Consider the following 25081-nt stretch of genomic DNA (forward strand, 5'->3'; position numbering starts at 1 on the left):
GTATTTTTGCTGCCTAAATTGCTTATGCCGATGAAAGTTGAACAGATATATACAGGTTGTCTTGCTCAAGGAGCTTATATGATTTCATGCAACGGAGAGGTTGCAATTATTGATCCCTTAAGAGAAGTCGCCCCTTATATAGAGAAGGCAAACGCCATTGACGGCACCATCAAGTATATCTTTGAAACGCACTTTCATGCGGACTTTGTAAGCGGACACCTTACCCTAGCGGAAAAGACTGGAGCTCCTATCATTTATGGGCCATTGGCCAATCCGAGTTTTGATGCACTGATCGCAACAGACGGTCAGGAATTTCCTTTAGGCGATTGTACCATAAAGGTTTTGCACACTCCAGGACACACCATGGAAAGCACCACTTATTTGCTGCAAGACGCTTCAGGCAGTCCTCACGCTATATTTAGTGGCGATACTTTGTTTCTTGGCGATGTAGGCCGACCTGATCTGGCTCAGAAAGCTGCAGATATGACGCAAGAAGATCTTGCCGGCATGCTTTACGACAGTTTGCGCGCTAAGATCATGACCTTGCCTGACGAGGTCATTGTTTATCCAGCGCACGGAGCCGGTTCTGCCTGCGGAAAGAATATGTCCAAAGACACGGTAGATACTTTGGGCAATCAGAAGCGCATGAACTATGCCTTGAGAGCCGACATGAGCAAAGCTGAGTTTATTGCAGAAGTTACGGACGGACTCTTACCTCCGCCTAAATACTTTCCGCTAAACGTCAAGCTGAACAAAGAAGGTTATGCTTCCATTGATACCGTAGTTGCTCAGGGAACTAAAGCTCTCTCACCAGAAGAGTTTGAGCAGTTGGCAGAACAGCATCAGGCCATTGTTTTGGATGTTAGACACCAAGCCGATTTTATTGAAAAACACATTCCTCGTTCTATTTTTATCGGACTCAACGGAAGCTTCGCACCTTGGGTGGGAGCTTTAATTGCCGATATTTCCCTGCCGATCCTTTTAGTGGTAGATCCTGGAAAAGAGGAAGAAGCCGTAACGCGTCTCTCAAGAGTTGGGTTTGACAATACTTTGGGATATCTAAATGGAGGTGTTGCCGCTTGGGAAGCTTCAGGACGTGCTACAGATGATATGCGATCTGTCTCCGCAGCTGATCTTAAGACCGCCATGGAAACTGGAGCTAAAGTCTATGACGTGCGCAAAGAAAGCGAGTATGAAACTGCGCATTTGCCAGAGGTTGCCTTAACTCCATTAGATTTTATTTCTGATCATTATGAGGCCTTTCCAAAAGACGGTGATTTCTATGTGCACTGCGCCGGAGGCTATCGTTCTGTGATCGCCGCTTCTATTCTGAAACGCAGAGGTTATCACAACGTCATTGATGTAGCTGGAGGATTTGCTGCCATCAAAAAGGAAGGTCTGGAAATCGTTTCCTAAACCCGAACACATTTAGGTTTATCAACTATCCGTTGCTGTTTTTAAAAGAAGGAGCACGTATGACCATTGTCATATTTTATCGCGGAGCTGCTCGATATCTTTGAACTAAGATTGAGCAAATTAAAACTGATAAACCATGAAAAATATCTTAGTACCCGTAGACTTTTCGGACTATTCGAAATACGCAATGGAAGTCGCTGCTTCCATCGCAAAAAAACACCAGGCTTCCATTCATGTGGTTCACATGATGGGCTTGACCGATGCTGTACTGACTCGAGACGAATCTCAAGAGGTCTTTGAGGCGATGTATCATATGAAGCTAACAGAGAAACGCTTTGATGAACTCTTGAACGTTCCTTACTTGGAAGGTCTTACTGTTCACCAAAATGTAAAGAACTACACCAACTTTACAGAGATCAACGATGTGGCCATTTCTTGTGATGCTGATTTGATTGTGATGGGATCTCATGGCAGCACAGGTCTTAAAGAGGTCTTTGTTGGTTCTAATACAGAAAAGGTGGTGCGTACTGCAACCACTCCGGTATTGGTGATTAAAGACCATATGCCAGATTTCAATTTGGAGAAAGTAGTGTTTGCTTGCGATTTTAAAAGCGAAAACGTAGAGGCTTTTAAACAGATCAGAAAATTGATCAAAGTACTCGGTGCACAAATGGAGTTGCTTTATGTCAACTTGCCGGGAGAACGCTTTAGATCCAGCATTGAGATTGAAGACAGAATTTACAAGTTCTTTGCGCAAGCAGGCATAGAAGACTTTAGACCCAAAGACGTGAATTATTACAATGATTACACGGTAGAAGACGGGATCTTTAACTATAGCTTCTCCAAAAAGGCAGATGCTATTGCAATCTCAACCCACGGTAGAAGCGGACTGGCGCATTTCTTTGCAGGCAGTATAGGTGAAGATGTTGTAAACCATTCGGTACTACCCGTACTCACTCAGAAAATGTAGTGAAATATTGTTTTAGTATGTTTTTCAAAACGAGAGGGCGGATCTTACTGCAGATCCGCTCTTTTTTTATGGAGCTAATAAAGCCGGACCGTTGGAGGTTCCCAAACGAGTTGCTCCTGCCTTGATCATAGCAAGCGCCTGCTCGTGTGTTTTGATTCCTCCAGATGCTTTGATGCCTAACTTGCCACCAATTTCTTGGTGTAGTATTTCAATGTCTTTGATGGAAGCACCTCGAGCGGCAAAACCTGTAGAAGTTTTGACAAAATCGGCTCCGCCGCTTAAAACGCATTGAGCGGCCTTTCTGATTTGATCTTCAGACAAATTTGCTGTTTCTAGAATGACCTTTAAACAATTGGAGCCCACAGTTTCTTTGACAAGCGCGATCTCATCCATTATTTTGGAATACGAAGCTTCCTGCATCCAACCTTGATTGATGACCATATCAATTTCTGTAGCGCCTTGATCAATGGCCAATTGAGCTTGATACCGCTTTGCCTCTGTGGAGCTATATCCTAGTGGGAAACCAACAACAGTGCATACTTCTACGGCACTGCTTTTCAAAATGGAATGGGCATTTGCCACAAAGGATTCTGGTACACATACTGCTTTGAAGTTATGCATTAGCGCAACTTCACAAAGTGCTTTAATCTCTTTGCTAGTAGCCGTTGGACTGAGTAAGGTGTGATCAATTAAGCGATTGAGCTCCATATTAGCTGTGCTGATTTAAAAGCTGTAAAAGGGCCTCCTTAAACTGTACTCCGGATTGCCGCCAAACCTGCTGGCCGTTTTTAAAAAGAAGAAGTGTAGGAACTCCCCTTACCTGGCGAGCTGCGGCAAGTTTAGGATGTTTGTCTACATCGATCTTTACGATCTTTAACCGATCCCCAGCCTCTTGTTTAACCTCAGAAAGTACTGGGGCCAAGACCTTGCAGGGTCCGCACCAAGTAGCAAAAAAGTCTACCAAAACCAAAGGATGGCTTTGAATCAAATCCTTAAATGAACTCATGGGCTTAACCGAGTTTGTTGAGCACCAAACGCAGTTTGGACAACATGATCAATTCGGATTTGTTGGTGCCGCTAAAGGCATCTGCAATATCATTGGCGGTTTGCCAGATCATCTGTCTGCGTTTGGGACTGAACTCACCGGGATGCTCTTCTACATAATTGGCGAATCGTTGGAAGGAATCGTCGGCATCGGTGGCATTGTGCTTGAGCCATTCAAAAACGATCTCAATATGATACCCCAGATCTGTATTGAATTCATCCGAAGCCTCTCCCAAGGGAATCCATTTAGACAAAACTAAGGCTTGTAAAGTTTCTATTTCTGCGTTTCTTACCACCTTGTCACTTGCCGCCACGGCGTAAAACAAATGTCCAAGGTGCTGATAAAAAGGAGCTAAAGGTTCTTTTGTACTCATATTGATTAAATTTAGATAAATCTAGTCGATTTTCAGAGGTAAAATAATGATAAATATCAGCGTGGATTAGCCTTAAAAATTCCTTATTTTTAGTGCAATGAACCCGAATAATCCCGGAGACATCAATATTGTGGAGACCATCTTCAACGCCGTTGCAGAAGGGATCATCGTTGTGGGTCCAGACCAACGTATTTCCTCCGCCAATACTGCTGCACATGAAATGTTTGGATATCCACCCGGACATTTGATGGGAGAGCCCTTGAACATTCTCATCCCCATGAAATACCATCAAGCCCATGTGGGTTATGTGGATGGATTCATGCATCAAAGCGCCAAACGCAGCATGGGTAAAGGCCGCGAGCTTTACGGCCAACGCAAGGATGGGAGTCAATTTCCGTTGGAAGCAGGTTTGAATCCTTTTGAACTCAATGGGAAGCGTTATGTAATGGCGATCGTGATCGATATTTCTGAACGGGTGGAACAACAGCGGCAAATCTTAGAGCTCAATGAACAACTGGAGGACAAGATCAAAGAACGCACCCAAGAACTAGACGATGCTGTTAAAGTTTTGCGCAAGGAAGTAGAAAAACGAATTGAAGCTGAGGCCAAAACTAAAGAAGCTTTACTGAAAGAACGTGAATTAGGAGAACTAAAAACCAAGTTCCTTTCTTTGGTTTCCCATGAATTCAAAACACCCTTAAGCGGTATTTTGAGCTCGGCCACATTGATCTCCAAATACAAAACCTCTGATCAACAAGAGAAGCGCGACAAGCACCTCAACACTATAAAGAGCAAGGTAAAATACCTCAATAACATCCTAAATGATTTCCTTTCTATTGAGCGATTAGAAACGGGTAAAGTGAGTTACAATCACAGTCAGTTTCCTTTGAGCAAAGTGCTGAATGAAGTGGTCTACGACGCCAACACCCTGCTCAAAGAAGGACAGCGAATCAATTACCCCGACAATTTAGAAGAAGTGGAACTGGTCTTTGATGAGAAGATCTTGGAGTTGGTACTGTCTAACTTAGTAGGCAATGCAGTGAAATACTCTGGAGAAGGCAGTCGGGTGACCATAGAAGGTCAAGTAGATGATCAGATGTTGACCTTGCACATCCAAGATCAAGGAATTGGTATTCCATTGGCTGATCAAAAACATATTTTCAATCGTTATTTTAGAGCAGAAAACGCATTGCTTACTCAAGGAACGGGGATCGGGCTAAACATTGTTAAGACCCATCTTGAGAACCTAGGCGGTTCTATTTCTTTTGTCAGTAAGCCTGGTGAAGGGTCTGTTTTCACTATTAAAATTCCAACAACGGCAAACCATGGAGGATAAAAAAATACTTTTGATAGAAGACGATACGATACTGCGTGAGAACACCGCAGAACTTCTGGAACTTGAAGGCTACCAAATGATCACTGCTCCTAATGGAAAAAGAGGGATCAGTGAAGCTTTGCGTGAAATTCCGGATTTGATCATCTGCGATATCATGATGCCAGAGATTGATGGTTACGGCGTATTGGAAGCCTTGTCAGATCACCACAAAACCAAGCATATTCCGTTTATTTTTCTCTCTGCCAAAACCGAACACAAAGAAGTGCGTTTGGGCATGGATATGGGTGCCGATGATTACTTGACCAAACCCTGTGAGGAGGAGGATCTGCTGAGTGCTATTAGAAGCCGACTGGCTAAATCTACACTTTTACAAGCCGTGGGAGAACAGCCCCAGCAAATGGAACAAGAAGCAAGCACGGGGAACTTGAAAAACCTACCGGAACTGATCGCTTTTTTGAACGACAAGGGAGAACTCCAATCCTTTGACAAGGGTAAACTGATCTATGAACAAGGCGATCGTATTCACCAAATTTATTTGATCAACAGCGGAGTGGTCAAATGCTTTACTATGGATGAGAACGGAAAAGAACTCATCACTTCGTTGCGTAAAGAAGGGAGCTTTTTAGGGCTGGAACAACTGCTGGAGAACGGGGCGCACCACGAGTCTACCGCAGCTTTAGAATCATCGGAACTTTTGGCGGTCTCAAAACAAGAGTTCGTAGAAATTCTGCATGACAATCAGCAGTTAACCCTGGAACTCATCAACCTTTTAGCAGACGACATCAACCACATTAAAGAGCAGCTTTTACAAATGGCCTATGGTTCCGTCCGAAGAAAGACCGCTCAGACCATTCTTCAGTTTGCTGAAATATTGAATGACAACACTCAAGAGCAGATCAGGATCTCACGCCATGATTTGGCCAGCGTGGCTGGAATCGCTACGGAAAGTCTTATCAGAACACTTTCACAGTTCAAAAAGAACGGCTGGATCGCCATAGAGGGGCGCAACATAAAAATCCTCGATTTGGAAGCCTTGGAGCTCATGGAATAGCAAAACTGACTTTTGTCATTCTTTAGTTAAGACTACCCGGTTACATTTGAACTTATTATGGGTAGTATGCGAAAGATTTTAATCGCCACAGACTTTTCAGAAAGCGCAGCTCAGGCCGCGTCATTTGCAGCAAATTGCTTTGCCAATGAGGCAGTTCATTATCATTTGGTCTATGTTTCTGATTGTCATGTAAAACCCGGACGGAAGCAACCAAAACTTCCCTGTAAAGGTGAAAAGTGTGGTGCTAATCGCATAAAACTTCAACAATTTCATCAAAATTTTCAGAAGCTATTAAATCCAAAATTACATCGCAGCGATGTTTTTTTTGTAGATCTGCCTCCTGTGGAAGCTTTGCGCAAACAAGTTATTGAACATCAAATAGAACTCATTGTAATTGGATGCTGTGGCCCGGATAAAAAACCACAGTTGGGACGTTTTGCCCAAGATGTGATCATTCGGGTACAATGTCCGTTTTTGATTGTTCCCCCTCGCGCAGAAATTGGAACCAACAACAGTTTGGCTTTTGCCACCAATTTCAACAACAACTACCAGAGCAGTGTGATGAATACCCTTACCGACTTTGCCACTACTAATGATTTAAAGTTGAAGATCCTTCATTTTAGCAAGAATAACCCCGATCTAAACGCCATTCAAAATGCCAATCGGGAGTTTTTAAACGAATTTATTGAGGACCCGCAAGCCTTCACCGAAATCAAAGGAGGTGCCTTATACGCTGCTTTGGATGAGTATCAGCAGCAGCATCCCATTGGAATTTTAGGACTATTGGCCAAAAACCGCAGTTTCTGCGAACAGCTTTTGTTCAAACCCACAAGCAATGGCCACGCGTCTGTCTTTGAAAACCAACTCCCTGTACTATTACTTCACGAATAATACTCTGTAGGACTGACATTTATCATTTCAATCTTAGGGGCTATCGGTTAGTTTCGACCAAACGACAAACCGATGACACAAAGAATCCTTTTACCCACCGACTTCTCCAAAAACTCTTGGAACGCCATAACCTACGCTATTGAACTTTTGGACCGTGAAAGTTGTGAATTTTACATCTTACACTGTTATACTCCAAACACTCCTATCTCAGAGAACCTTATGGCTTCTCAATTGGGTATCCCTCAATTGCAACAGCTCAAAGAGGCATCCACAGAAGGTCTTAAAAAACTATCGAGACAACTGGCCTTTAGAGATGAATCCCTCGAACATAAATTTCATTATTTATCGCGCTATAATTTTTTAACTGATGCGATTGAAGTTTGCTGCAAAGAATTCAACATTGACCTGATCATTATGGGAACCAAAGGAGCTACAGACGCTATAGATGTGCTATTGGGTGGCAACACTTTAGCAGTCATGGAAAAAGTACGTTGTTGTCCTGTATTGGCTGTACCAAACTCAGCCAATTTCACAGCAATGAAGGAGATCGTTTTTCCAACCAGTTTTAAAGAGGACTATCAAACAAGTCAGCTTGATAAACTCTGTGCCATGGTTAGACTTTGTAAGGCTAAATTGCGCGTTTTACACATCTGCGAAGGTTCTTTTAGTGAAGAGCAGGAAGCAAAAAAACAAGAATTAGAAGGATTCTTTGCTGGAATAGACTACAGCTTTCACACCTTGGAACATGTAGATGTCGCAACCGGGCTGAATTGCTTTGTACAAAGTAGAAATAGTGATATGGTTGCCTTTATAAATCCCAAACACGGAATCTTCTCGCTCTGGTTCCGCAGGCCGTTATCACGAGCACTCAATTACCATTCAAAGGTCCCGGTACTCACGCTTCACGCATAATCTCTAAATAAAAATTTATGAAATACACAGCCCTGCTCTTAAGTTCATTGTTACTGCTATCCTCTTGTAGTTCCACCCAACTCGTCAGTAGCTGGAAAAATACCGAAACGCCAGTCTACGAATCCAATAAAGTTCTTGTCATAGGCCTATCTAATGATATTAACAACCGAAGAATGTATGAAGGTGCCATGAGCACTCGTCTGGAATCTCAAGGTGTGGTTGCAGTGCGTTCTGTAGATTTCTTTGAGTCTTCTTTTTTGGTCAAGGAACAATCAGAAGCAGATTTAGACGCTATTGAAATTCAATTACTCGATGCTGGATTTGACGCAATTCTTTTTACCAAGATCATCGGTGTTACCGAAAAGGTAACTATGGTTCAATCTTTTAGAGATATTGGAGAGACTTTTGACGGATTCGCCCAAGATTATCTCATATCGCAGAAATACTACGAAACCAGATCTGTACCGCAAGAATATACACTGTATCACACCCAGACCAATCTGTATTGTATTTGCCCAGGAGAGGCTCGGGAATTGCTTTGGAGTGGAAACATCGATGTGGTCAATGGCAACTTCCGAAGAAACATCAATGACTATGTACAATTGCTCGTCAGTACTCTAAAAGAAGCCCAATTAGTTATCGTGAAGGACTAATAAAGGCACAGGGGTCTTGTGGCTGATCTTTCCATTGTCTGATCCATTTAAGAATCGACTGAGCAAAGACTCCTGTTGTACAATAAAAACGTGCAGATCTACCTCGTTGAGTTGCTCATAAGCACTTATGGCCTGAGGCACGGGCAATCCTTTCAGAGATTCAACCACAGCTTCGGTCTCCAAAACACCAAAAGGAACCTCAGCCAGCTGGTTCAAATCCTGTTCCAATTGTCCCAGATTCATTTCGGTTCCGGGATGAATTCCCAACAGATGTACGCTACTGCCACGACCTGTCAAGAGGCGCACCACCGGTTCTAATTGCTGCGGGCTCGGTTGGATTTGCTCGGTTTGCGTATATAAGATTTCTTTTAAGGGTCTAAACTCAAAGCCCTCGGGTACGATCAAAGTAGGACAATCCACCTTGCGAATGACTTGAAGTGCGTTGCTCCCAAAGAGAGATTCACGGGCACCACTAGCGCCGTTGGTGCCCAGAACCACATATTCAATACGGTAATTACTGATCACTTGATTGACCGAATCCGTAAAGACGTCATAGTCTACTTTGGGAATTACGGTAAAATCTTCCTGTTCAAAGAAAGGGCGTAAGGTTTCTATATAAGCATCTAAGGCTGATTTATTGTCGGCGATGATACTGGTAAAGATGCTTTCATGGGGTTTAGCCGTGAGCAGATCGTCTGTCGTGAAGTCCGATGATTTCTGAACGTTCAGCACATAGAATTCGCAAGGCTTTCCCTGCCACAATTTAAATGCGTATTGGATGGCCTGGGTGGCGTTATCACTAAAATCGGTTAAAAGAAGGATCTTATTCATAATACTGCTTTGTCAATATTGAAAGATACTCCCAACCGCAGCACATAGGGTATGACAACGGTCATAGTTCTGCTCACCGTTGAGGCCCACCTTTGCCAAAGGTATTAGAGCAAAATTATATGGAAGCCTGTTATCATTGTGGCGACCCTTGTGGCAAATCGCCCATCATTCACGAAGAAAAACCATTCTGTTGCAACGGTTGCAAAACCGTCTATGACATTTTACATCAGAATGGGATGGATTACTATTATGAACTGGAACGCAATCCTGGCACCTCGCAAAATAAGGTCAGTGAACATTTTGACTATCTAGACAACGAGGTCATTGCTAGCGAACTATTGCAATTCAGTGAAGGCAATCGGCAGATCATCAGTTTTGAGATCCCCGCCATTCACTGCAGCTCCTGCATTTGGGTTTTGGAAAATCTCTCCCGACTGCATCCCGGAGTTTACAGTAGTTCTGTGAACTTTCCGGCTAAAAAGGCGCAGATACAATTCAATCAAGAAGAGCTACCTCTGAAGGCGTTAGTATTGCTTTTGGATGGTATTGGATATACTCCAAAGATCAGTTTGGCATCCGCAGAAGTACAAAAGAAGTCTAAGGACCGCAGCCTGATCTACAAATTAGGAATCGCTGGTTTTGCTTTTGGGAACATCATGTTTCTGTCCTTTCCAGAGTATTTTGATGTAGATGAAATCTGGTTAGAACATTACAAACCCATGTTCAGAACCATCATGCTGCTCTTCTCCTTGCCTGTAGTTTTCTATGCCGCCTCGGATTATTTCAAAGCAGCAATCAAGGGTTTACGATCTCGCATGCTCAATATTGATCTTCCAATAGCTTTGGGGGTTAGTGTTCTATTTATTCGCTCGGTGATCGATGTATTGATGGATTGGGGTCCTGGCTTTTTTGACAGCCTGAGTGGCCTGGTTTTCTTTTTACTGTTAGGACGATTCTTTCAACAAAAGACCTACTCTTATCTGTCTTTTGAAAGAGACTATAAATCCTATTTCCCCTTAGGAGTGACGCGAATTGAACGCAAAGGCGGTAAACTCATCGAGGAGCAGATCGCTTTAAAAGAAATCCAGAAAGGAGATACCCTACTGATCCGCTCCAATGAGATCATCCCTGTTGATGGGGTATTGATTCGTGGGGAAGCCCTTATTGATTACAGCTTTGTTACCGGGGAAGCCTTACCCATTCACAAAGAGGCTGGATCTGCAATTTTTGCAGGCGGCAAACAATGCGGCGCAGCCATAGAATTGGAGGTCAGCAAAACCGTAAGCCAAAGTTATCTCACCCAATTGTGGGGCAATAAGGCCTTTGAAAAACAATCCCAATTGCGCTTTCAAAGTTTGACAGACCAGATTAGCAAGCGTTTTACACTAGCCATTGTAAGTATTGCAATAATCAGCGGTATGGTGTGGTGGTTTATAGCCCCGAGTATGATGTTCAATGTGATCACGGCAGTTTTAATTGTAGCCTGTCCTTGTGCTATCGCATTGAGTGCTCCCTTCACGCTTGGTAACTTAGTGCGTCTATTTGGGCGACATAAATGCTATGTGAAAAACGCCGCGATCATTGAAAACTGGAGCGAAATAGATACGGTTGTTTTTGATAAAACCGGAACCTTGAGCACACCCGCTCAGAGTGCTTTTTCTTATCACGGAATTCCGCTAAGCGTTGAAGAACAAAGACTACTTTACAGCTCGCTGAGAGCTTCCAACCACCCCTTGAGCAGAAGTTTATACAACACCCTGGAAGAGCAAGAAATAGTCACCTTAGATGATTTCTCAGAAACCCTGGGCCAGGGAATATCCGTATCGAAAAACAATCAGCAGCTTAAAATTGGGGCTTCCAAATTTGTCCATGCACAAGCCAATTCCAATCATGAAGGAGCGGTGGTTCATATTAGCAGCGGAAGCAACTACAAAGGGCATTATGTCTTTCAGAGTAAATACAGACCGGGCTTAAAGAACTTATTGGCTGCATTGGGTCGAAACAAAAAGATAGCAGTACTCACTGGAGATAATGACAGTCAAGCAGAACGTTTGAATAGTTTTTTACCAGAGCATACGGAGGTACGTTACAATCAAAAACCTCAAGATAAACTAGACTATGTAAAAGCCTTGCAAGAACAAGGAGAAAAGGTAATGATGATCGGGGACGGACTCAACGATTCCGGAGCCATGGCTCAAAGCGATATTGGGATCGCCATAGCAGAAGACACCAATGTCTTTACTCCTGCTTCTGATGCGATCCTTCAAGCCAATTCCTTTGAAAAGATACCCGTGTTCTTTGCGCTGGCTGGCCTGGGAAAACGCATAATCTATGCGTGTTTTGGAATCTCGGTGTTATACAACCTCATCGGTTTAGGATTTGCGGTTACAGGACACCTAGAACCTGTAGTTGCGGCTATTCTCATGCCGCTGAGTTCTATCAGCATTGTGATTTTTACCACCATCAGCACCCGCTTTTTTGGAAGTCGATTGCTTAAATCCGCTATAAAAAATCGAAACTGACCGTTGTCATATTTTCCGTAGCGACCCGCACCTACTTTTACGCCAATATTCTAATCAGGTATGAGTATTATTTTTCTCTTGTTAAGTGTGAGCATCTGCGTGGCGATCGTTTTTTTCGTCGCCTTTATCGTCTCGGTTAAACGAGGCCAATACGACGACACTTACACTCCTGCTGTACGTATGCTATTTGAAGATGAACTGGTGCAAGAAGCCTCAGAAACATCCGCTACAACTATAAAAGATTCAACCAACGAGTAACCGTAAATCTATGGAAACACAACAGTTTTATTACGACAACAAAATTGTCAAAAATTTCCTGATAGCCTGTATTTTCTGGGGTATCATAGGGATGGCCGTAGGACTTCTGCTGGCCTTTATGTTCATGTTCCCCAACTTGACAGATGGAATTTCTTGGCTGAGCTTTGGTAGATTGAGACCTTTACACACCAATGCGGTGATCTTTGCCTTTGTAGGTAACGCGATCTTTGCTGGGGTCTACTACTCTACACAACGCCTGCTCAAGACCAGAATGTTCAGTGATCTTTTGAGTAAGATCAATTTCTGGGGATGGCAGCTGATCATCGTCTCTGCAGCGATCACGCTCCCGTTAGGGTATACTACTTCTAAGGAATACGCTGAATTGGAATGGCCTATTGACATTGCCATTGCCTTGATCTGGGTTGTCTTTGGAATTAACCTGATCGGGACCATACTGCGCAGAAGACAGCGTCACCTCTATGTGGCGATCTGGTTCTACTTGGCCACATTCGTTACCGTTGCGGTATTGCACATTGTGAATAGTATTGAAATGCCTGTGGGCGCTTTAAAGAGCTATTCTGCATACGCTGGAGTACAGGATGCATTAGTACAATGGTGGTACGGTCACAACGCGGTGGCCTTCTTTTTGACCACGCCTTTCTTAGGGCTCATGTACTATTTTGTACCTAAAGCCGCTAACAGACCGGTCTACTCTTACCGCCTCTCCATTGTTCACTTTTGGTCGTTGATCTTTATTTATATCTGGGCAGGACCCCACCACTTGCTCTATTCTGCTTTACCCGATTGGGCTCAGAATTTAGGGGTTGCTTTCTCAGTGATGCTTATCGCTCCATCCTGGGGTGGTATGATCAACGGACTCTTGACGCTTCGCGGTGCTTGGGATAAAGTCCGCACGAGCCCAGTTTTGAAATTTATGGTCGTTGCGATCACCGGATACGGGATGGCAACCTTTGAAGGCCCAATGCTTTCTCTAAAGAACATCAACGCCGTCGCTCACTTTAGTGACTGGATTATTGCTCACGTGCATATTGGAGCCTTAGCTTGGAACGGTTTCTTGACCTTTGGTATGATCTATTGGTTGTTTCCAAAACTGTTTAAGACCTCTTTGTATTCAATCCGATTGGCTAACGCACACTTCTGGATCGGGACCTTGGGGATCATTATCTATGCCTTACCGATGTACGTAGCTGGATTTGTTCAGGCTTCTATGTGGAAGCAGTTCAACCCAGACGGATCACTGACCTACGGTAACTTCTTAGAAACTGTAGACCAGATCATGCCGATGTATTGGATGCGCGCCATTGGAGGTAGTTTGTATATCGTAGGAGCGATCGTCATGATCTACAACATTGTACAGACCGTAAAACAAGGCAGCAAAGTAACCGATGAATTGGCTGAAGCTGCTCCGCTGCAACGTGTAACTGCAAAACGCACCGGAAAAGAAGGTTACCACACTTGGTTGGAGCGCCGCCCGGTTCGTTTGACCATTTACGCAACCATTGCAATCCTTATTGGAGGTATGGTTCAAATTGTTCCTTCGCTTTTGGTGGACGATTATGTTCCGCGAATTACCACGGTGAAGCCTTATACACCTTTAGAGTTGGAAGGTAGAGATATTTATATCCGTGAGAGTTGCAATGCTTGTCACTCGCAATTGATCCGTCCGTTCCGTTCGGAAGTGAAACGCTATGACTGGACCGACAAGAATCTGTATTCGCGATCCGGAGAATATGTTTACGATCACCCCTTCCTTTGGGGATCTAAACGTACCGGACCTGATTTGATGCGTATCGGTGGCAAATACAACGATAGTTGGCACCTGCGTCACTTCAACAATCCGCAGTCAGTATCAGAAGGTTCTATTATGCCTAAATATACCTGGCTCATTAGAAACGAGTTGGACAAGTCTAAGACCGAAGTAAAAATGCGTGCCATGGTGAGTCTTGGTGTCCCTTATACGGATGAGGACATTACCCGCGCTCAAAGTTGGATGGATGAACAAGGTGCTCAAATTGAGAGCAACTTGATGAACGACCCAGATTTTAAAGAGAGTTATACGGAAGCTAAAAATGCTGGAAATTCAGACTTTGTTGAAATGAAGGACCGAGAAGTAGTTGCACTAATTGCTTATCTGCAACGCTTAGGTACCGACATTATGATTGAGACCAATGAGGAAGTAACTGCTAAAAACACACCCTAGTCATGCTAAAATTTGTAAAAGGTTCCTTAGAACAAATCGACGGGGTTCAGATATACCCCATCATCTCACTGCTCATCTTTTTTGTGTTCTTCACCCTACTTTTTTGGTGGGTGTTGACCGCCAAGAAGGAGCACATCAGAAAAGTCAGCAACCTCCCTTTAGAGGAAGACGATAACCAACTAAACACAACATCATGAAAAATACGAACGCTTATTTACGAGTAGCCCTGGTCACCGTGCTGTCTTACTTTGTGTTGGATTGGGTGGTAGACACAGGCACCGATTACACCTTTACCAAGTACCCAATCCTTTGGGGAGTGATTGTGTTTGTCTTCGTTTTTGCCATGGCTATTGAATACAGCGTAGAGGCTTTAAACAGCATCCTCTACCGCGCTATGGACGAAGAAAAACGCGCCCGCTATGACGCCGCAACCGCAGAAGCTAAAGCCAATCAGTTTGCAGGTCTCAAGCGCATTTACAAAAAGCTCTTGGGCAGTCGTCCTTTAGAAGAAGAGGGAGAGATTATTTTAGATCACAATTACGACGGGATCAAAGAATTGGACAACAAACTCCCACCATGGTGGTTGTATGGATTCTATGTGACCATAGTTTTTGGAGTGATCTATATGGCGAAGTATCACATTTTTGAAGGAGAAGATCAAGCTACAGAATTTGAGATCGAGATGGAAGAAGCCCGCTTGGCTATTGAAGCCTATAAGTCTCAAGCCAAGGATATGGTGGATGCTACCACCGTGGTGATGCTTACTGATGCTACCGATCTAAGCGCCGGAAAAAATCGTTTTGAACGTAACTGTGCTGTTTGCCATAAGGCTGATGGTGGTGGTTCAACCGGACCCAACCTAACCGATGAATATTGGATATTAGGCGGAGGGATCTCCAATGTATTTACCACGATCTCCAAAGGAGGTCGCCCTGGAAAAGGGATGGTAAACTGGAACCGAACCTTTACGCCGAATGAGATTGCACAATTGGCCAGTTATGTATTGAGCATGCAAGGCAGTAATCCTCCGGATGCTCTCCCTGCTGATGGGGAATTGTGGGTCGATCCTAACCCAGCTCCTGAAGCAACCGAGTCGGAACTGGAATCCTCAGAAGTGATCAACGATTCCACTGCGACTGCAGGAATTTCAATGAACTAAGCACCAAACAATGGAAACTCCAGAGAACGAAGTATTTAGAGACAGCATTGCTACCATCGATGAGAAGGGTAAACGTGCTTGGATCTATCCTAAAAAGCCCAGCGGCCGCTTTTACGAGTACCGCAAAATAGTTAGTTATGTGCTGCTGGCTTTTTTGTTCTCTGCTCCATTCATCAAAGTCAACGGGAATCAGTTTTTGTTGCTCAACGTGCTGGAACGCCGCTTTAATATTTTCGGCTTTCCATTCTGGCCACAAGACTTTCACCTTTTTGTGATAATGATGATCATCGGGGTGGTCTTTGTGATCTTTTTTACGGTAGCCTTTGGCCGACTTTTCTGCGGATGGATCTGTCCGCAGACCATCTTTATGGAAATGGTCTTTAGACGCATTGAGTATTGGATAGAAGGTGATCGCGGGAAGCAGATCCGCTTAGACAAACAGCCTTGGAACGCGGAAAAGATCAGAAAGCGCGCCACCAAATGGACGGTGTTCTTTATCATTTCCTTTTTGATCGCCAATGTGTTCTTGGCTTATTTGATAAGCAGCGATAAACTCTTGGAATACATTACAGAAGGGCCTTTAGAGAATATGAGCACCTTTATTTCCCTGCTCATCTTTACGGCGGTATTCTACTTTGTGTTCGCTTGGTTTAGAGAACAGGTTTGTGTGATCGCTTGCCCTTACGGCCGTCTTCAAGGCGTGCTTTTGGACAATAAATCCATTGTTGTGGCTTATGATCATAAACGTGGAGAAAAGGAAGTCGGTCGCGCCAAATTCAAGAAGAATGAGGATCGCGTAGCCAGTGGCAAAGGTGATTGTATTGATTGTTTTCAGTGTGTGCATGTTTGCCCTACTGGGATCGACATTAGAAACGGAACCCAACTGGAATGTGTGAATTGCACGGCCTGTATTGACGCTTGTGATTCCATGATGGAAGCAGTCAATTTACCCAAAGGGTTGATCCGTTATGCCAGCGAGGACAATATTGAAAAGAAGGCCAAATTCACTTTCAATGCGCGTCTAAAAGGCTACTCTGCAGTACTGCTGATCTTGACCGGGATCTTTGCAGGAATGCTGTTCTTGAGAAACGATTTAGAAGCAACCATCTTGAGGCTACCCGGGCAGTTGTATCAGAAGAAAGAGAACAATATCATCAGTAATGTGTATACCTATAAACTGGTGAATAAAACAAGTGATGAAGTAGCTGATGTGACCTTTAAACTGCTTTCACATGAAGGAACAATCACCATTGTGAGCATGGATACTTTTGACGTTGCGCGACAAGGTTTGGAAGAAGGCACTTTATACATCGACATCCCGAGAAGCGAAGTCGATTCAGACAATATCAAATTAAAAATCGGGGTCTACAGCGGTGATGAGCTCATCGAAACGGCTAAGACAACCTTTTTAGGCCCTATTAGTTATCAATAAAATTCAAACGGTATGAGCACTGTAAAATTAAATTGGGGAACAGGATTGGTGATCGGCATGCTGCTGTTCATTGGATTCATCCTGTATTTTGTAATCACCATGATGACCGATTCTAAATTCGATCACGAACTGGTGGTGGAAGACTATTACAAACAAGAGTTGATTCTCAACGAGCAAATAGAAGCTCGACAGAATCTGGCCATCCTCTCCGAACCCATCCGCGGAAAAAAAACTGAAGATGGCTGGGTGTTGGAGTTCCCAAAAGAGCTTCAAAACAACATTAAAGGCAATGTGTTCCTATACAGACCGTCTGACAAGCACCTCGATTCCGACTTTCCATTTGTTCTATCGGAATCCAATTTGCTCATACCTGAAACCCGCTTGTTGGACGGTCGTTGGAACATAAGCGTCACTTGGCAACACGAAGGCAAACCCTTCTTATACGAAACTTCAATCAATTACTAAATGTTGGTCTCTGGCTTCATATTAGGTCTTTTGGGAAGTCTACACTGCGTTGGCATGTGTGGTCCCATAGCTTTTCTATTGCCGGTAAGTAGAGACAACAAGAAATTGCAACTCTTACAAATTACCAGTTACCATTTGGGCAGATTCACCGCCTATGGCCTATTGGGTCTGATCTTTGGATTTTTAGGACGGAGTTTATCGCTCTTTGGAGCCCAACAATACCTAAGCATTCTTGCAGGAGTTCTACTCTTGTTAACGGTAGCTATTCCGCAGCGTGTCTTGTTCAAATACAGTCTGTCCAAACCCTTGGCATTGGCCATTGGGAAGTTAAAGTCAGCGATGGGTAAGGCTTTAAAGTCAAAACGCCCGGATACCTTTTTAACCTTGGGCCTGCTCAATGGCTTTTTACCCTGTGGATTGGTTTATATGGCGGTGTTTGGTTCCTTAGCTTTAGCCAATCCCTGGCAGGGAAGTCTGTATATGGTCCTTTTTGGTGCAGGTACGCTCCCGCTGATGACTGGGGCTATTTACGCAGGCAATTTTTTAAACAAAACCCTACAACTCAAGATTCGCAAAGCCATCCCAGTTATGGTTGCGCTTATAGCTTGTTTGTTTATTCTGAGAGGACTCGGTTTGGGTATTCCCTACGTCTCGCCCAAATTGAATCCGCAGAAAATAGAAGCTAAAATGGAATGTCATTAAAAAAAGCGCGGGCTGTTCAAACAGTTCGCGCTTTTGGTCATATTTCTAATCTGTGAGCATACCGTAGGTAAAGACAGATTTCAAGGCGGGGAATTGTTTCTTTTTAGGGATGCTTTGCGCATTTACTTTATGTTTCAATTCCTTAACAATCAAAACAATGACTGTCACCAATTATATAACAAGTCTCGTGCCAAAAACCCTACTTAAGCTATTTTTCCTTTAAAGCTGAGGCTACTTCTTGACTCAATCGAGGCAGTACGGAGGCTTTAAACCAAGGATTCTTGGCTTGCCAGATGTTGTTTCTGGGAGAAGGATGCGGTAAAGCAAAGTACTTAGGCAAATAGTCTTCAAATCGCTGCACGGTCTGCGTCAAGGTTTTTTGCGCTGTATCGCCTAAATAATAGTCTTGCGCATATTTGCCCACCAATAGGACCAAACGCAATTCTTGAAGTTCATTTAACAGTTGATCGTGCCAAGTTGGAGCACAAATCGCGGTGGGCGGATTATCTCCAGACTTTCCGCGCCCTGGATAGCAAAAGCCCATAGGAATTAAGGCGAGCTTATCTGGATTGTAAAAATCTTCACTGCTGATGTGCATCCAAGCGCGTAAGTTTTCCCCGCTTTTATCATCCCAAGGAATTCCACTTTCATTCACTACAGAACCCGGAGCCTGCCCAATGATAGCAATACGGCTCTTTGGACTTGCTGCAACTATTGGTCTTGGGCCCAAAGGCAAGAGATCATTACACAAGTTGCAAGCGCGTATTTTACTTAAAAGTTCTTCCATGGTGAAGTGGTCAGCGGTTTAAAGATAAGTCGATTGTATCAACTAAGGCTTGCATGACCATTATCATATTTTAGGTGATGGGCTCCACGTAGTTTTGTTGAGTAAACAATTAAAATCAACATCATGAGCGCACTGTATGCAAAACTAAATAAAGACTGGACCGAGAATTTTATGCTGTATGCATCAACTTCAATCATTGTATCTACCTGTTTGGGTGGGATTGCAGTATACACCATCTTTTTAAACGGAAGCTCCCTTTGGTCCATGATCCAGGTTTTTGCAGCCGTTGTAATGTGTACCGGTGTTTTGGCATCGATCCTAACGGTTCAAAAGCCAAAGGTTGTGCTCAATACTTTATTGGGTAGCCTTGGAATTTGCACCTTGCTAATTCTAATGAACTTGCTCTTTTAATATTTCCACATTTAAAGTAGTTACCGCGCTTTCTTCCCTTTAGAAAGCGCGGTTTTTTTTGGTTGTGGTTCCCGAAACAATTAGTTTTAGGAATCTTAAAATGCTGAATCGCTTATAGCGTGAGCGCATTACAACTAACCAATCATGTCTTCAACAAACAAGGCACGCGCTTACTGGAAAGAGAACATAAAATACTTAGCAATCCTGCTAAGCATATGGTTTGTAGTTTCTTATGGCTGTGGAATTCTCTTTAGGGATGCCTTGAATACCATCAATCTCGGCGGATTCAAATTAGGCTTCTGGTTTGCCCAACAAGGTTCCATCTATGTTTTTGTGGTATTGATCTTTGTATATGTAAGACTGATGAACAAGCTCGATAAAAAATACGGCTATCACGAAGACTAATTCCATAACCTCAATACTAGCGCTATGAGTGTTCAAACCTGGACTTGGATCTTGGTCGGTGTGACCTTTGCCTTGTATTTTGGTATTGCCATTTGGGCACGTGCAGGCTCCACTAATGATTTTTATGTAGCGGGCGGAGGTGTTTCTCCCCTAGCCAACGGTATGGCTACAGCCGCCGATTGGATGAGCGCTGCTTCTTTTATCTCTATGGCCGGGATCATCTCCTTTGCCGGATATGACGGCTCAGTCTATTTGATGGGTTGGACAGGAGGCTATGTGTTATTGGCACTATTACTTGCGCCCTATCTGCGGAAGTTCGGCAAATTCACCGTCCCAGATTTTATCGGAGATCGCTATTATTCCAACAGTGCAAGGACTGTGGCGGTAATTTGTGCCTTGATTGTATCCTTTACTTATGTTGCCGGACAAATGCGGGGCGTAGGCATTGTGTTCTCTCAGTTTTTACAAGTAGATATCACTTTAGGTGTGATCATTGGTATGGCCGTTGTTTTGGTCTTTGCCTTCTTAGGCGGAATGAAGGGGATCACCTATACACAAGTAGCACAATACTGCGTTTTGATCTTTGCTTTTATGGTGCCTGCCATTTTTATTTCCATTCAGATGACCGGCAATATAATTCCTCAAGTGGGAATGGGAGGTACTCTAGAAGACGGAACTTACTTGCTCGACAAACTCGATACATTACACACCGAACTCGGCTTTAAAGAATACACCCAAGGTTCAAAATCTACCTGGGACGTCTTTGCCATTACCTTTGCCTTGATGGTTGGTACCGCTGGATTGCCGCATGTTATTGTTCGATTCTTTACGGTTCCCAAAGTAAAAGATGCGCGAAAGTCAGCAGGCCTGGCCTTGCTTTTTATTGCCATACTTTATACCACCGCTCCTGCCGTTGCGGTGTTTTCACGGACTAATTTGATAGAGACGGTTCGGGATCAATCCTATGCTGATATTCCACAATGGTTTAAAAATTGGGAAGACACCGGGCTTATCGCCTGGAGTGATAAAAACGGAGACGGTAAAATACAATACGTCCAAGGCGCTGCCTTAGTGGGCAAAAAGCCTGAATTTTTAGAAGGACGTGGCGCCTATGGCGAACGACTCATTAGCAACGCAAGTGACGCCACCAACGAACTCTATGTAGATAGAGACATTATGGTTTTAGCCAACCCAGAGATCGCCGGCTTGCCCAATTGGGTCATTGCTTTAGTGGCAGCAGGTGGTTTGGCTGCAGCGCTGTCAACGGCGGCCGGTTTGCTTTTAGTGATCTCTACCTCGATCTCTCATGACCTGATCAAAAAACAACTCAAACCCAATATCTCTGACAAAGGTGAACTGCGTTGGGCACGCGCCTCAATTTTGGTTGCCATTGTCATTGCGGGCTTGTTTGGGATCTATCCGCCCGGCTTTGTAGCTGCGGTGGTCGCCCTGGCCTTTGGTCTAGCGGCAGCTTCCTTCTTTCCGGCTATTATTCTGGGTATTTTTGACAAACGCATGAACAAACAAGGCGCCGTTGCCGGGATGGTTGTGGGCATCACCTTAATGTTGGGATATATGATCGTTTACAAAACAGGGCTCATTGGAATTATGGATCCGCTACCTGCAAGTGAATGGTGGTTTGGCACCTCTCCTGAAGGCTTTGGTACCATTGCCATGTGCGTAAATGTTGTGGTTTCTATAGTGGTTTCCAGAATGACGCCTAAACCACCAACAGCAGTTACCGATATGGTAGAAAATATCCGGATCCCATCCGGAGCAGGCAAAGCTGCTCAACACTGAGAAAATAAGATCATCTTTTGATCGATTTGTGCAATTTTCAAAAGGCCTTTTTTGCTAAATTGTAAAGCCTTTAGCGGCTTTATATAAATTCCATTTCATGAGTAATTATCACATTAAGAACTTCCCAGAATACTTCCACGAATACAGAAAATCCGTAAGAAACCCAGAACTCTTTTGGGAAGAGATCGCTGAAGAACACTTTCTGTGGCGAAAAAAATGGGACAACGTACTCTCTTGGGATTTTTCTAAACCTGAGGTAAAATGGTTTGAAGGCGCTAAACTCAATATCACTGAAAATTGTATTGACCGGCACTTATTTACCAAAGGTGATAAAACGGCCATCCTCTTTGAACCTAATGATCCCAATGAAGCTCCGACTCACATCAGCTATAGAGAATTACACGGGCGCGTGAATCAAATGGCCAATGTGCTCAAAGCTAAAGGCATTAAAAAAGGAGATCGGGTGTGTATTTATTTACCGATGATCCCGGAACTGGCCATCTCCTTACTGGCCTGTGCAAGAATCGGTGCCATACATTCGGTAGTGTTTGCAGGTTTTTCCGCAAACGCTCTCGCCACTCGTATCAACGACAGCGACTGTAAAATGGTATTGACCTCAGACGGTTCGTACCGAGGAGCCAAGACTATTGATCTCAAAGGCATTGTAGACGAAGCGCTAGAGAGCTGTTCCACCGTGGAATCTGTATTAGTGGTAAAGCGAATTCAAACTGAGATCAACATGAAAGAAGGTCGCGACTTTTGGCTGGAACCACTCTTGACTGCGGCTTCCACAGACTGCGAACCCGAGATCATGGATGCGGAAGATCCGCTCTTTATTCTTTACACCTCAGGCTCCACCGGGAAACCGAAGGGCATGGTCCACAGTACTGCGGGTTATATGGTCTATACGGCCTACACCTTTAAAAATGTATTTCAATACCGCGATACGGATGTGTACTGGTGTACGGCTGACATTGGATGGATCACTGGCCACAGTTATATCGTTTACGGTCCATTGGCAAATGGAGCCACAACAGTAATGTTTGAAGGCGTTCCAAGTTATCCAAATTTTGGCCGATTTTGGGAAATCGTAGAAAAACACAAGATCAACCAATTCTACACAGCTCCAACTGCCATTAGAGCCTTGGCGAAAGAAGGCGTGCAGCATGTAGAGCAATACGACCTGTCCTCCATAAAAGTACTAGGAACCGTAGGAGAGCCCATTAATGAAGAGGCTTGGCATTGGTATGATGATAATATCGGGAAGAAAAAAGCGCCCATTGTGGATACTTGGTGGCAGACAGAAACAGGCGGAATATTGATTACCCCAATACCGTTCTGTACCCCGACCAAACCTACATACGCCACCCTACCCTTTTTGGGGATACAACCCGCACTCATGGATGAGACTGGGCAAGAGATCCAAGGCAATCAAGCCGAAGGACGCTTGTGCATTAAATTCCCTTGGCCTTCAATGGCCAGAACCATTTGGGGCAATCACCAACGTTACAAAGACACCTATTTCTCGGCCTATGAGAATAAGTATTTCACCGGCGATGGCGCCTTGCGCGATGAAGTGGGCTACTACCGAATTACGGGCCGCGTGGATGATGTGATCATTGTTTCCGGGCACAATATGGGTACAGCTCCCATTGAGGATGCAATCAACGAGCATCCTGCGGTTGCAGAATCAGCTATTGTAGGTTTCCCACATGAGGTTAAAGGAAACGCACTCTATGGCTATGTGACGCTAAAAGAATCCGGAGAATCCAGAAATCACGATAATCTGCGCAAAGAGATCAATCAAATGATCACCGAACAGATCGGGCCAATTGCCAAGCTGGATAAGATTCAATTCACCGTGGGCTTGCCGAAAACCCGCTCAGGAAAGATCATGCGACGCATTTTGCGTAAGATCGCTTCCAAGGACACTTCCAATCTAGGCGACACCAGTACGCTGCTCAACCCAGAGGTGGTTCAGGATATTATGGATAATGTGCTCTGATTGCCAAAAAACCAGCTGTTAATCAATGCCTAATTGACGTTGCGGTATTCCGTAGGTGTGAGGCCGGTTCTAGATTTAAAGATTTTATTGAAGCTCTGCGGATACTCAAATCCGAAGTCATAGGCAATTTCACTAATAGACTTGGCAGAGCTTAAAATTTGAGTTTTTGCACGATCCACTAAAAAATTCTGGATGTATTCTTTTGCACTGGTCCCTATTTCGTTTTTTAGTAGGTCGCTTAAATAATTTGGCGACATGCTCATTTTTTCAGCACAATAATTTACAGTGAGAACACCGAGAGTGCTCGGATACTCAGAGTTAAAATACTCCTGAACAATTTCCTCAAAACGCGAGACAAAATCCTTGTTTAGGTTTGTCCTAGTAAAGAACTGTCGATCGTAATAACGCTGGCAATACTTAAGTAATAATTCAATATTGGAGATTATAAGCTCTTGACTGTGTTTATCAATATGATGGATGTATTCACTTTCTATTTTTAAAACCAATTCTGTCAAGGATCTTTTCTCTTCATCTGACAAGTGCAATGCCTCATTACTCTCGTAATTAAAGAATGAGTATTGATCAATCGTCTTTCCCAATTCAGAGGCTCTAAGCAAATCAGGGTGAATCAAAAGTGTCCAGCCTGAAGCACCTTTATACTCTCTTTGATCTTCAATTTTTATGGCTTGATTGGGCTTCATAAAAACCACCGTACCTTCTTGAAAATCATAAGAGTTGCGACCATAAGTCAAGAAGCCTGAAATTCCAATTTTAAGACTGACTTGATAAAAGCCAAAGGCATAGGTATAACTGCCATAGTCAAAATTGGTAATGGCATCCGTTATCGGGATCAACGAAACCAAGGGATGCTTTGGTTTAGGCAAATCAAAGAAATCATGTACTTGAGTAATGGAGTCGATTCGAACTATGTCTTTCATATAATTTTATCTAACGGATTCGGCTCTTTTCTTAATTGCCTCATTGAGTTTCACGTAGGCTTCTTCTACTGGAGCAGGATTCCAAAAATTGACACCAACACCCCTATAGTCTTCATGAATGGTCAATTTTGTAACATTTCCCTCGGATTCTAGTTCATATTTGTGATCAAAGGTCAAGATTAGAAAGGCACCTCCTTTTTGATTGAGCAATCTAAGCGGAACAATCTCTGCTACCTTAGCATTGATGTCGTATTGATCCTCGGCGCTTTGCGCAAAAGTATAAGTCATGGAAGCCCCCTGGTTTAAATTCCCCTTAGCGGCGATCATCACCGGGTTCCAATCAGAATAACTATCCGTGTCGGTCAAAACTTGCCAAACTACCTCTGGTTTAGCGTCAATATACAATTCATTGTGAACTGATTTGCGCCCAGTAAGAAGCAGAATCACAAACAAGACTAATGCGCCAAGAACAATATAAATAAGCATTTTCATGTGTTG

At 43.7% G+C, this 25081-nt stretch carries 26 protein-coding genes; 19 read left to right on the forward strand and 7 right to left on the reverse strand.

Features of this window, described 5'->3' with window-relative positions:
• The first annotated feature begins 30 nt into the window (after positions 1–30).
• Together ACSLP7_RS14215 and ACSLP7_RS14220 are read left to right on the forward strand one after the other, a co-directional pair.
• Positions 31–1416, forward strand: a complete 1386-nt coding sequence (locus tag ACSLP7_RS14215; protein ID WP_435579928.1) for an MBL fold metallo-hydrolase — start codon at positions 31–33, stop codon at positions 1414–1416.
• 136 nt (positions 1417–1552) lie between these two features.
• A complete protein-coding gene (locus ACSLP7_RS14220; protein WP_435579930.1) occupies positions 1553–2386 on the forward strand; it encodes a universal stress protein in 834 nt (277 codons plus the stop codon).
• A 66-nt stretch (positions 2387–2452) separates the two neighbouring features.
• On the opposite strand, the gene deoC is transcribed toward ACSLP7_RS14220, so the two are convergent.
• The 3 genes from deoC to ACSLP7_RS14235 are packed head-to-tail and all read right to left on the reverse strand — an operon-like array spanning position 2453 to position 3804.
• Positions 2453–3094: a deoxyribose-phosphate aldolase gene (gene deoC / locus ACSLP7_RS14225; RefSeq protein WP_435579931.1), complete on the reverse strand. Its 642-nt coding sequence runs from the start codon at positions 3092–3094 to the stop codon at positions 2453–2455.
• Position 3095: 1 nt separating this feature from the next.
• Positions 3096–3392: a thioredoxin gene (gene trxA, locus ACSLP7_RS14230; protein WP_435579932.1), complete on the reverse strand. Its 297-nt coding sequence runs from the start codon at positions 3390–3392 to the stop codon at positions 3096–3098.
• Positions 3393–3396: 4 nt separating this feature from the next.
• Positions 3397–3804 carry a hypothetical protein gene (locus tag ACSLP7_RS14235; protein WP_435579933.1) on the reverse strand — a complete coding sequence of 136 codons (408 nt, stop codon included), beginning with the start codon at positions 3802–3804 and terminating at the stop codon, positions 3397–3399.
• Between the two features lie 97 nt (positions 3805–3901).
• Between ACSLP7_RS14235 and ACSLP7_RS14240 the strand changes: the two genes are divergently transcribed.
• The 5 genes from ACSLP7_RS14240 to ACSLP7_RS14260 all read left to right on the forward strand — a co-directional run bounded on the left by ACSLP7_RS14240 (position 3902) and on the right by ACSLP7_RS14260 (position 8647).
• The gene (locus ACSLP7_RS14240; RefSeq protein ID WP_435579934.1) at positions 3902–5140 is read left to right on the forward strand and encodes a PAS domain-containing sensor histidine kinase; all 1239 of its coding nucleotides are present in this window, start codon (positions 3902–3904) and stop codon (positions 5138–5140) included.
• Positions 5130–6191, forward strand: coding sequence for a response regulator (locus tag ACSLP7_RS14245; RefSeq protein ID WP_435579935.1), 1062 nt, complete (start codon positions 5130–5132; stop codon positions 6189–6191). The genes ACSLP7_RS14240 and ACSLP7_RS14245 overlap by 11 nt, the downstream gene beginning before the upstream one ends.
• 66 nt (positions 6192–6257) lie before the next feature.
• Complete coding sequence (locus ACSLP7_RS14250) at positions 6258–7082, forward strand: universal stress protein (RefSeq protein ID WP_435579936.1); 825 nt, start codon at positions 6258–6260, stop codon at positions 7080–7082.
• A 72-nt stretch (positions 7083–7154) separates the two neighbouring features.
• Complete coding sequence (locus ACSLP7_RS14255; protein ID WP_435579937.1) at positions 7155–7994, forward strand: universal stress protein; 840 nt, start codon at positions 7155–7157, stop codon at positions 7992–7994.
• A gap of 17 nt (positions 7995–8011) precedes the next feature.
• Positions 8012–8647 (forward strand): hypothetical protein, encoded by a 636-nt coding sequence (locus ACSLP7_RS14260; protein ID WP_435579938.1) that lies wholly within the window; start codon positions 8012–8014, stop codon positions 8645–8647.
• Here ACSLP7_RS14260 and ACSLP7_RS14265 read toward each other — a convergent pair.
• Positions 8627–9478, reverse strand: a complete 852-nt coding sequence (locus tag ACSLP7_RS14265) for a universal stress protein (protein WP_435579939.1) — start codon at positions 9476–9478, stop codon at positions 8627–8629. The two genes, ACSLP7_RS14260 and ACSLP7_RS14265, sit on opposite strands and share 21 nt — an antisense overlap.
• A gap of 119 nt (positions 9479–9597) precedes the next feature.
• Between ACSLP7_RS14265 and ACSLP7_RS14270 the strand changes: the two genes are divergently transcribed.
• Genes ACSLP7_RS14270 through ACSLP7_RS14305 form a run of 8 tightly spaced genes read left to right on the forward strand, consistent with a single transcriptional unit; the run spans position 9598 to position 18237 of the window.
• Positions 9598–12000, forward strand: coding sequence for a heavy metal translocating P-type ATPase (locus tag ACSLP7_RS14270; protein WP_435579940.1), 2403 nt, complete (start codon positions 9598–9600; stop codon positions 11998–12000).
• A 60-nt stretch (positions 12001–12060) separates the two neighbouring features.
• A complete protein-coding gene (gene ccoS / locus ACSLP7_RS14275) occupies positions 12061–12258 on the forward strand; it encodes a cbb3-type cytochrome oxidase assembly protein CcoS (RefSeq protein ID WP_435579941.1) in 198 nt (65 codons plus the stop codon).
• A 10-nt stretch (positions 12259–12268) separates the two neighbouring features.
• Positions 12269–14479, forward strand: a complete 2211-nt coding sequence (ccoN, locus tag ACSLP7_RS14280) for a cytochrome-c oxidase, cbb3-type subunit I (protein ID WP_435579943.1) — start codon at positions 12269–12271, stop codon at positions 14477–14479.
• Positions 14480–14481: 2 nt separating this feature from the next.
• The gene (locus ACSLP7_RS14285; RefSeq protein WP_435579944.1) at positions 14482–14676 is read left to right on the forward strand and encodes a CcoQ/FixQ family Cbb3-type cytochrome c oxidase assembly chaperone; all 195 of its coding nucleotides are present in this window, start codon (positions 14482–14484) and stop codon (positions 14674–14676) included.
• Entirely contained in the window at positions 14673–15638 is a 966-nt protein-coding gene (locus ACSLP7_RS14290; protein ID WP_435579945.1) for a cbb3-type cytochrome c oxidase N-terminal domain-containing protein, read from the forward strand. Before ACSLP7_RS14285 ends, ACSLP7_RS14290 begins: the two co-directional genes overlap by 4 nt.
• A 10-nt stretch (positions 15639–15648) precedes the next feature.
• Entirely contained in the window at positions 15649–17070 is a 1422-nt protein-coding gene (ccoG, locus tag ACSLP7_RS14295; RefSeq protein ID WP_435579946.1) for a cytochrome c oxidase accessory protein CcoG, read from the forward strand.
• A gap of 12 nt (positions 17071–17082) precedes the next feature.
• Complete coding sequence (locus ACSLP7_RS14300) at positions 17083–17535, forward strand: FixH family protein (RefSeq protein WP_435579947.1); 453 nt, start codon at positions 17083–17085, stop codon at positions 17533–17535.
• Entirely contained in the window at positions 17536–18237 is a 702-nt protein-coding gene (locus ACSLP7_RS14305) for a sulfite exporter TauE/SafE family protein (RefSeq protein ID WP_435579948.1), read from the forward strand. It begins immediately after the preceding gene.
• A gap of 208 nt (positions 18238–18445) precedes the next feature.
• On the opposite strand, the gene ACSLP7_RS14310 is transcribed toward ACSLP7_RS14305, so the two are convergent.
• The gene (locus ACSLP7_RS14310) at positions 18446–19024 is read right to left on the reverse strand and encodes a uracil-DNA glycosylase family protein (RefSeq protein WP_435579949.1); all 579 of its coding nucleotides are present in this window, start codon (positions 19022–19024) and stop codon (positions 18446–18448) included.
• A gap of 123 nt (positions 19025–19147) precedes the next feature.
• On the opposite strand from ACSLP7_RS14310, the gene ACSLP7_RS14315 reads away from it, so the two are divergent.
• The 4 genes from ACSLP7_RS14315 to acs all read left to right on the forward strand — a co-directional run bounded on the left by ACSLP7_RS14315 (position 19148) and on the right by acs (position 23645).
• On the forward strand, positions 19148–19435 hold the full coding sequence (locus ACSLP7_RS14315; RefSeq protein WP_272831608.1) for a hypothetical protein: 288 nt from the start codon (positions 19148–19150) through the stop codon (positions 19433–19435).
• 144 nt (positions 19436–19579) lie between these two features.
• Positions 19580–19840, forward strand: coding sequence for a DUF4212 domain-containing protein (locus ACSLP7_RS14320; protein WP_272831607.1), 261 nt, complete (start codon positions 19580–19582; stop codon positions 19838–19840).
• Between the two features lie 24 nt (positions 19841–19864).
• A complete protein-coding gene (locus tag ACSLP7_RS14325) occupies positions 19865–21640 on the forward strand; it encodes a sodium:solute symporter family protein (protein WP_435579951.1) in 1776 nt (591 codons plus the stop codon).
• Positions 21641–21737: 97 nt separating this feature from the next.
• Positions 21738–23645 (forward strand): acetate--CoA ligase, encoded by a 1908-nt coding sequence (acs, locus tag ACSLP7_RS14330; RefSeq protein ID WP_435579952.1) that lies wholly within the window; start codon positions 21738–21740, stop codon positions 23643–23645.
• Positions 23646–23674: 29 nt separating this feature from the next.
• Here acs and ACSLP7_RS14335 read toward each other — a convergent pair whose 3' ends face one another.
• Positions 23675–24583, reverse strand: a complete 909-nt coding sequence (locus ACSLP7_RS14335) for a helix-turn-helix domain-containing protein (RefSeq protein ID WP_435579953.1) — start codon at positions 24581–24583, stop codon at positions 23675–23677.
• 6 nt (positions 24584–24589) lie between these two features.
• Positions 24590–25075: an SRPBCC family protein gene (locus ACSLP7_RS14340; protein WP_435579955.1), complete on the reverse strand. Its 486-nt coding sequence runs from the start codon at positions 25073–25075 to the stop codon at positions 24590–24592.
• Positions 25076–25081 lie beyond the last annotated feature (6 nt).

It is taken from the genome of Gilvibacter sp. (genome assembly GCF_965601605.1).
Lineage (GTDB): Bacteria > Bacteroidota > Bacteroidia > Flavobacteriales > Flavobacteriaceae > Gilvibacter.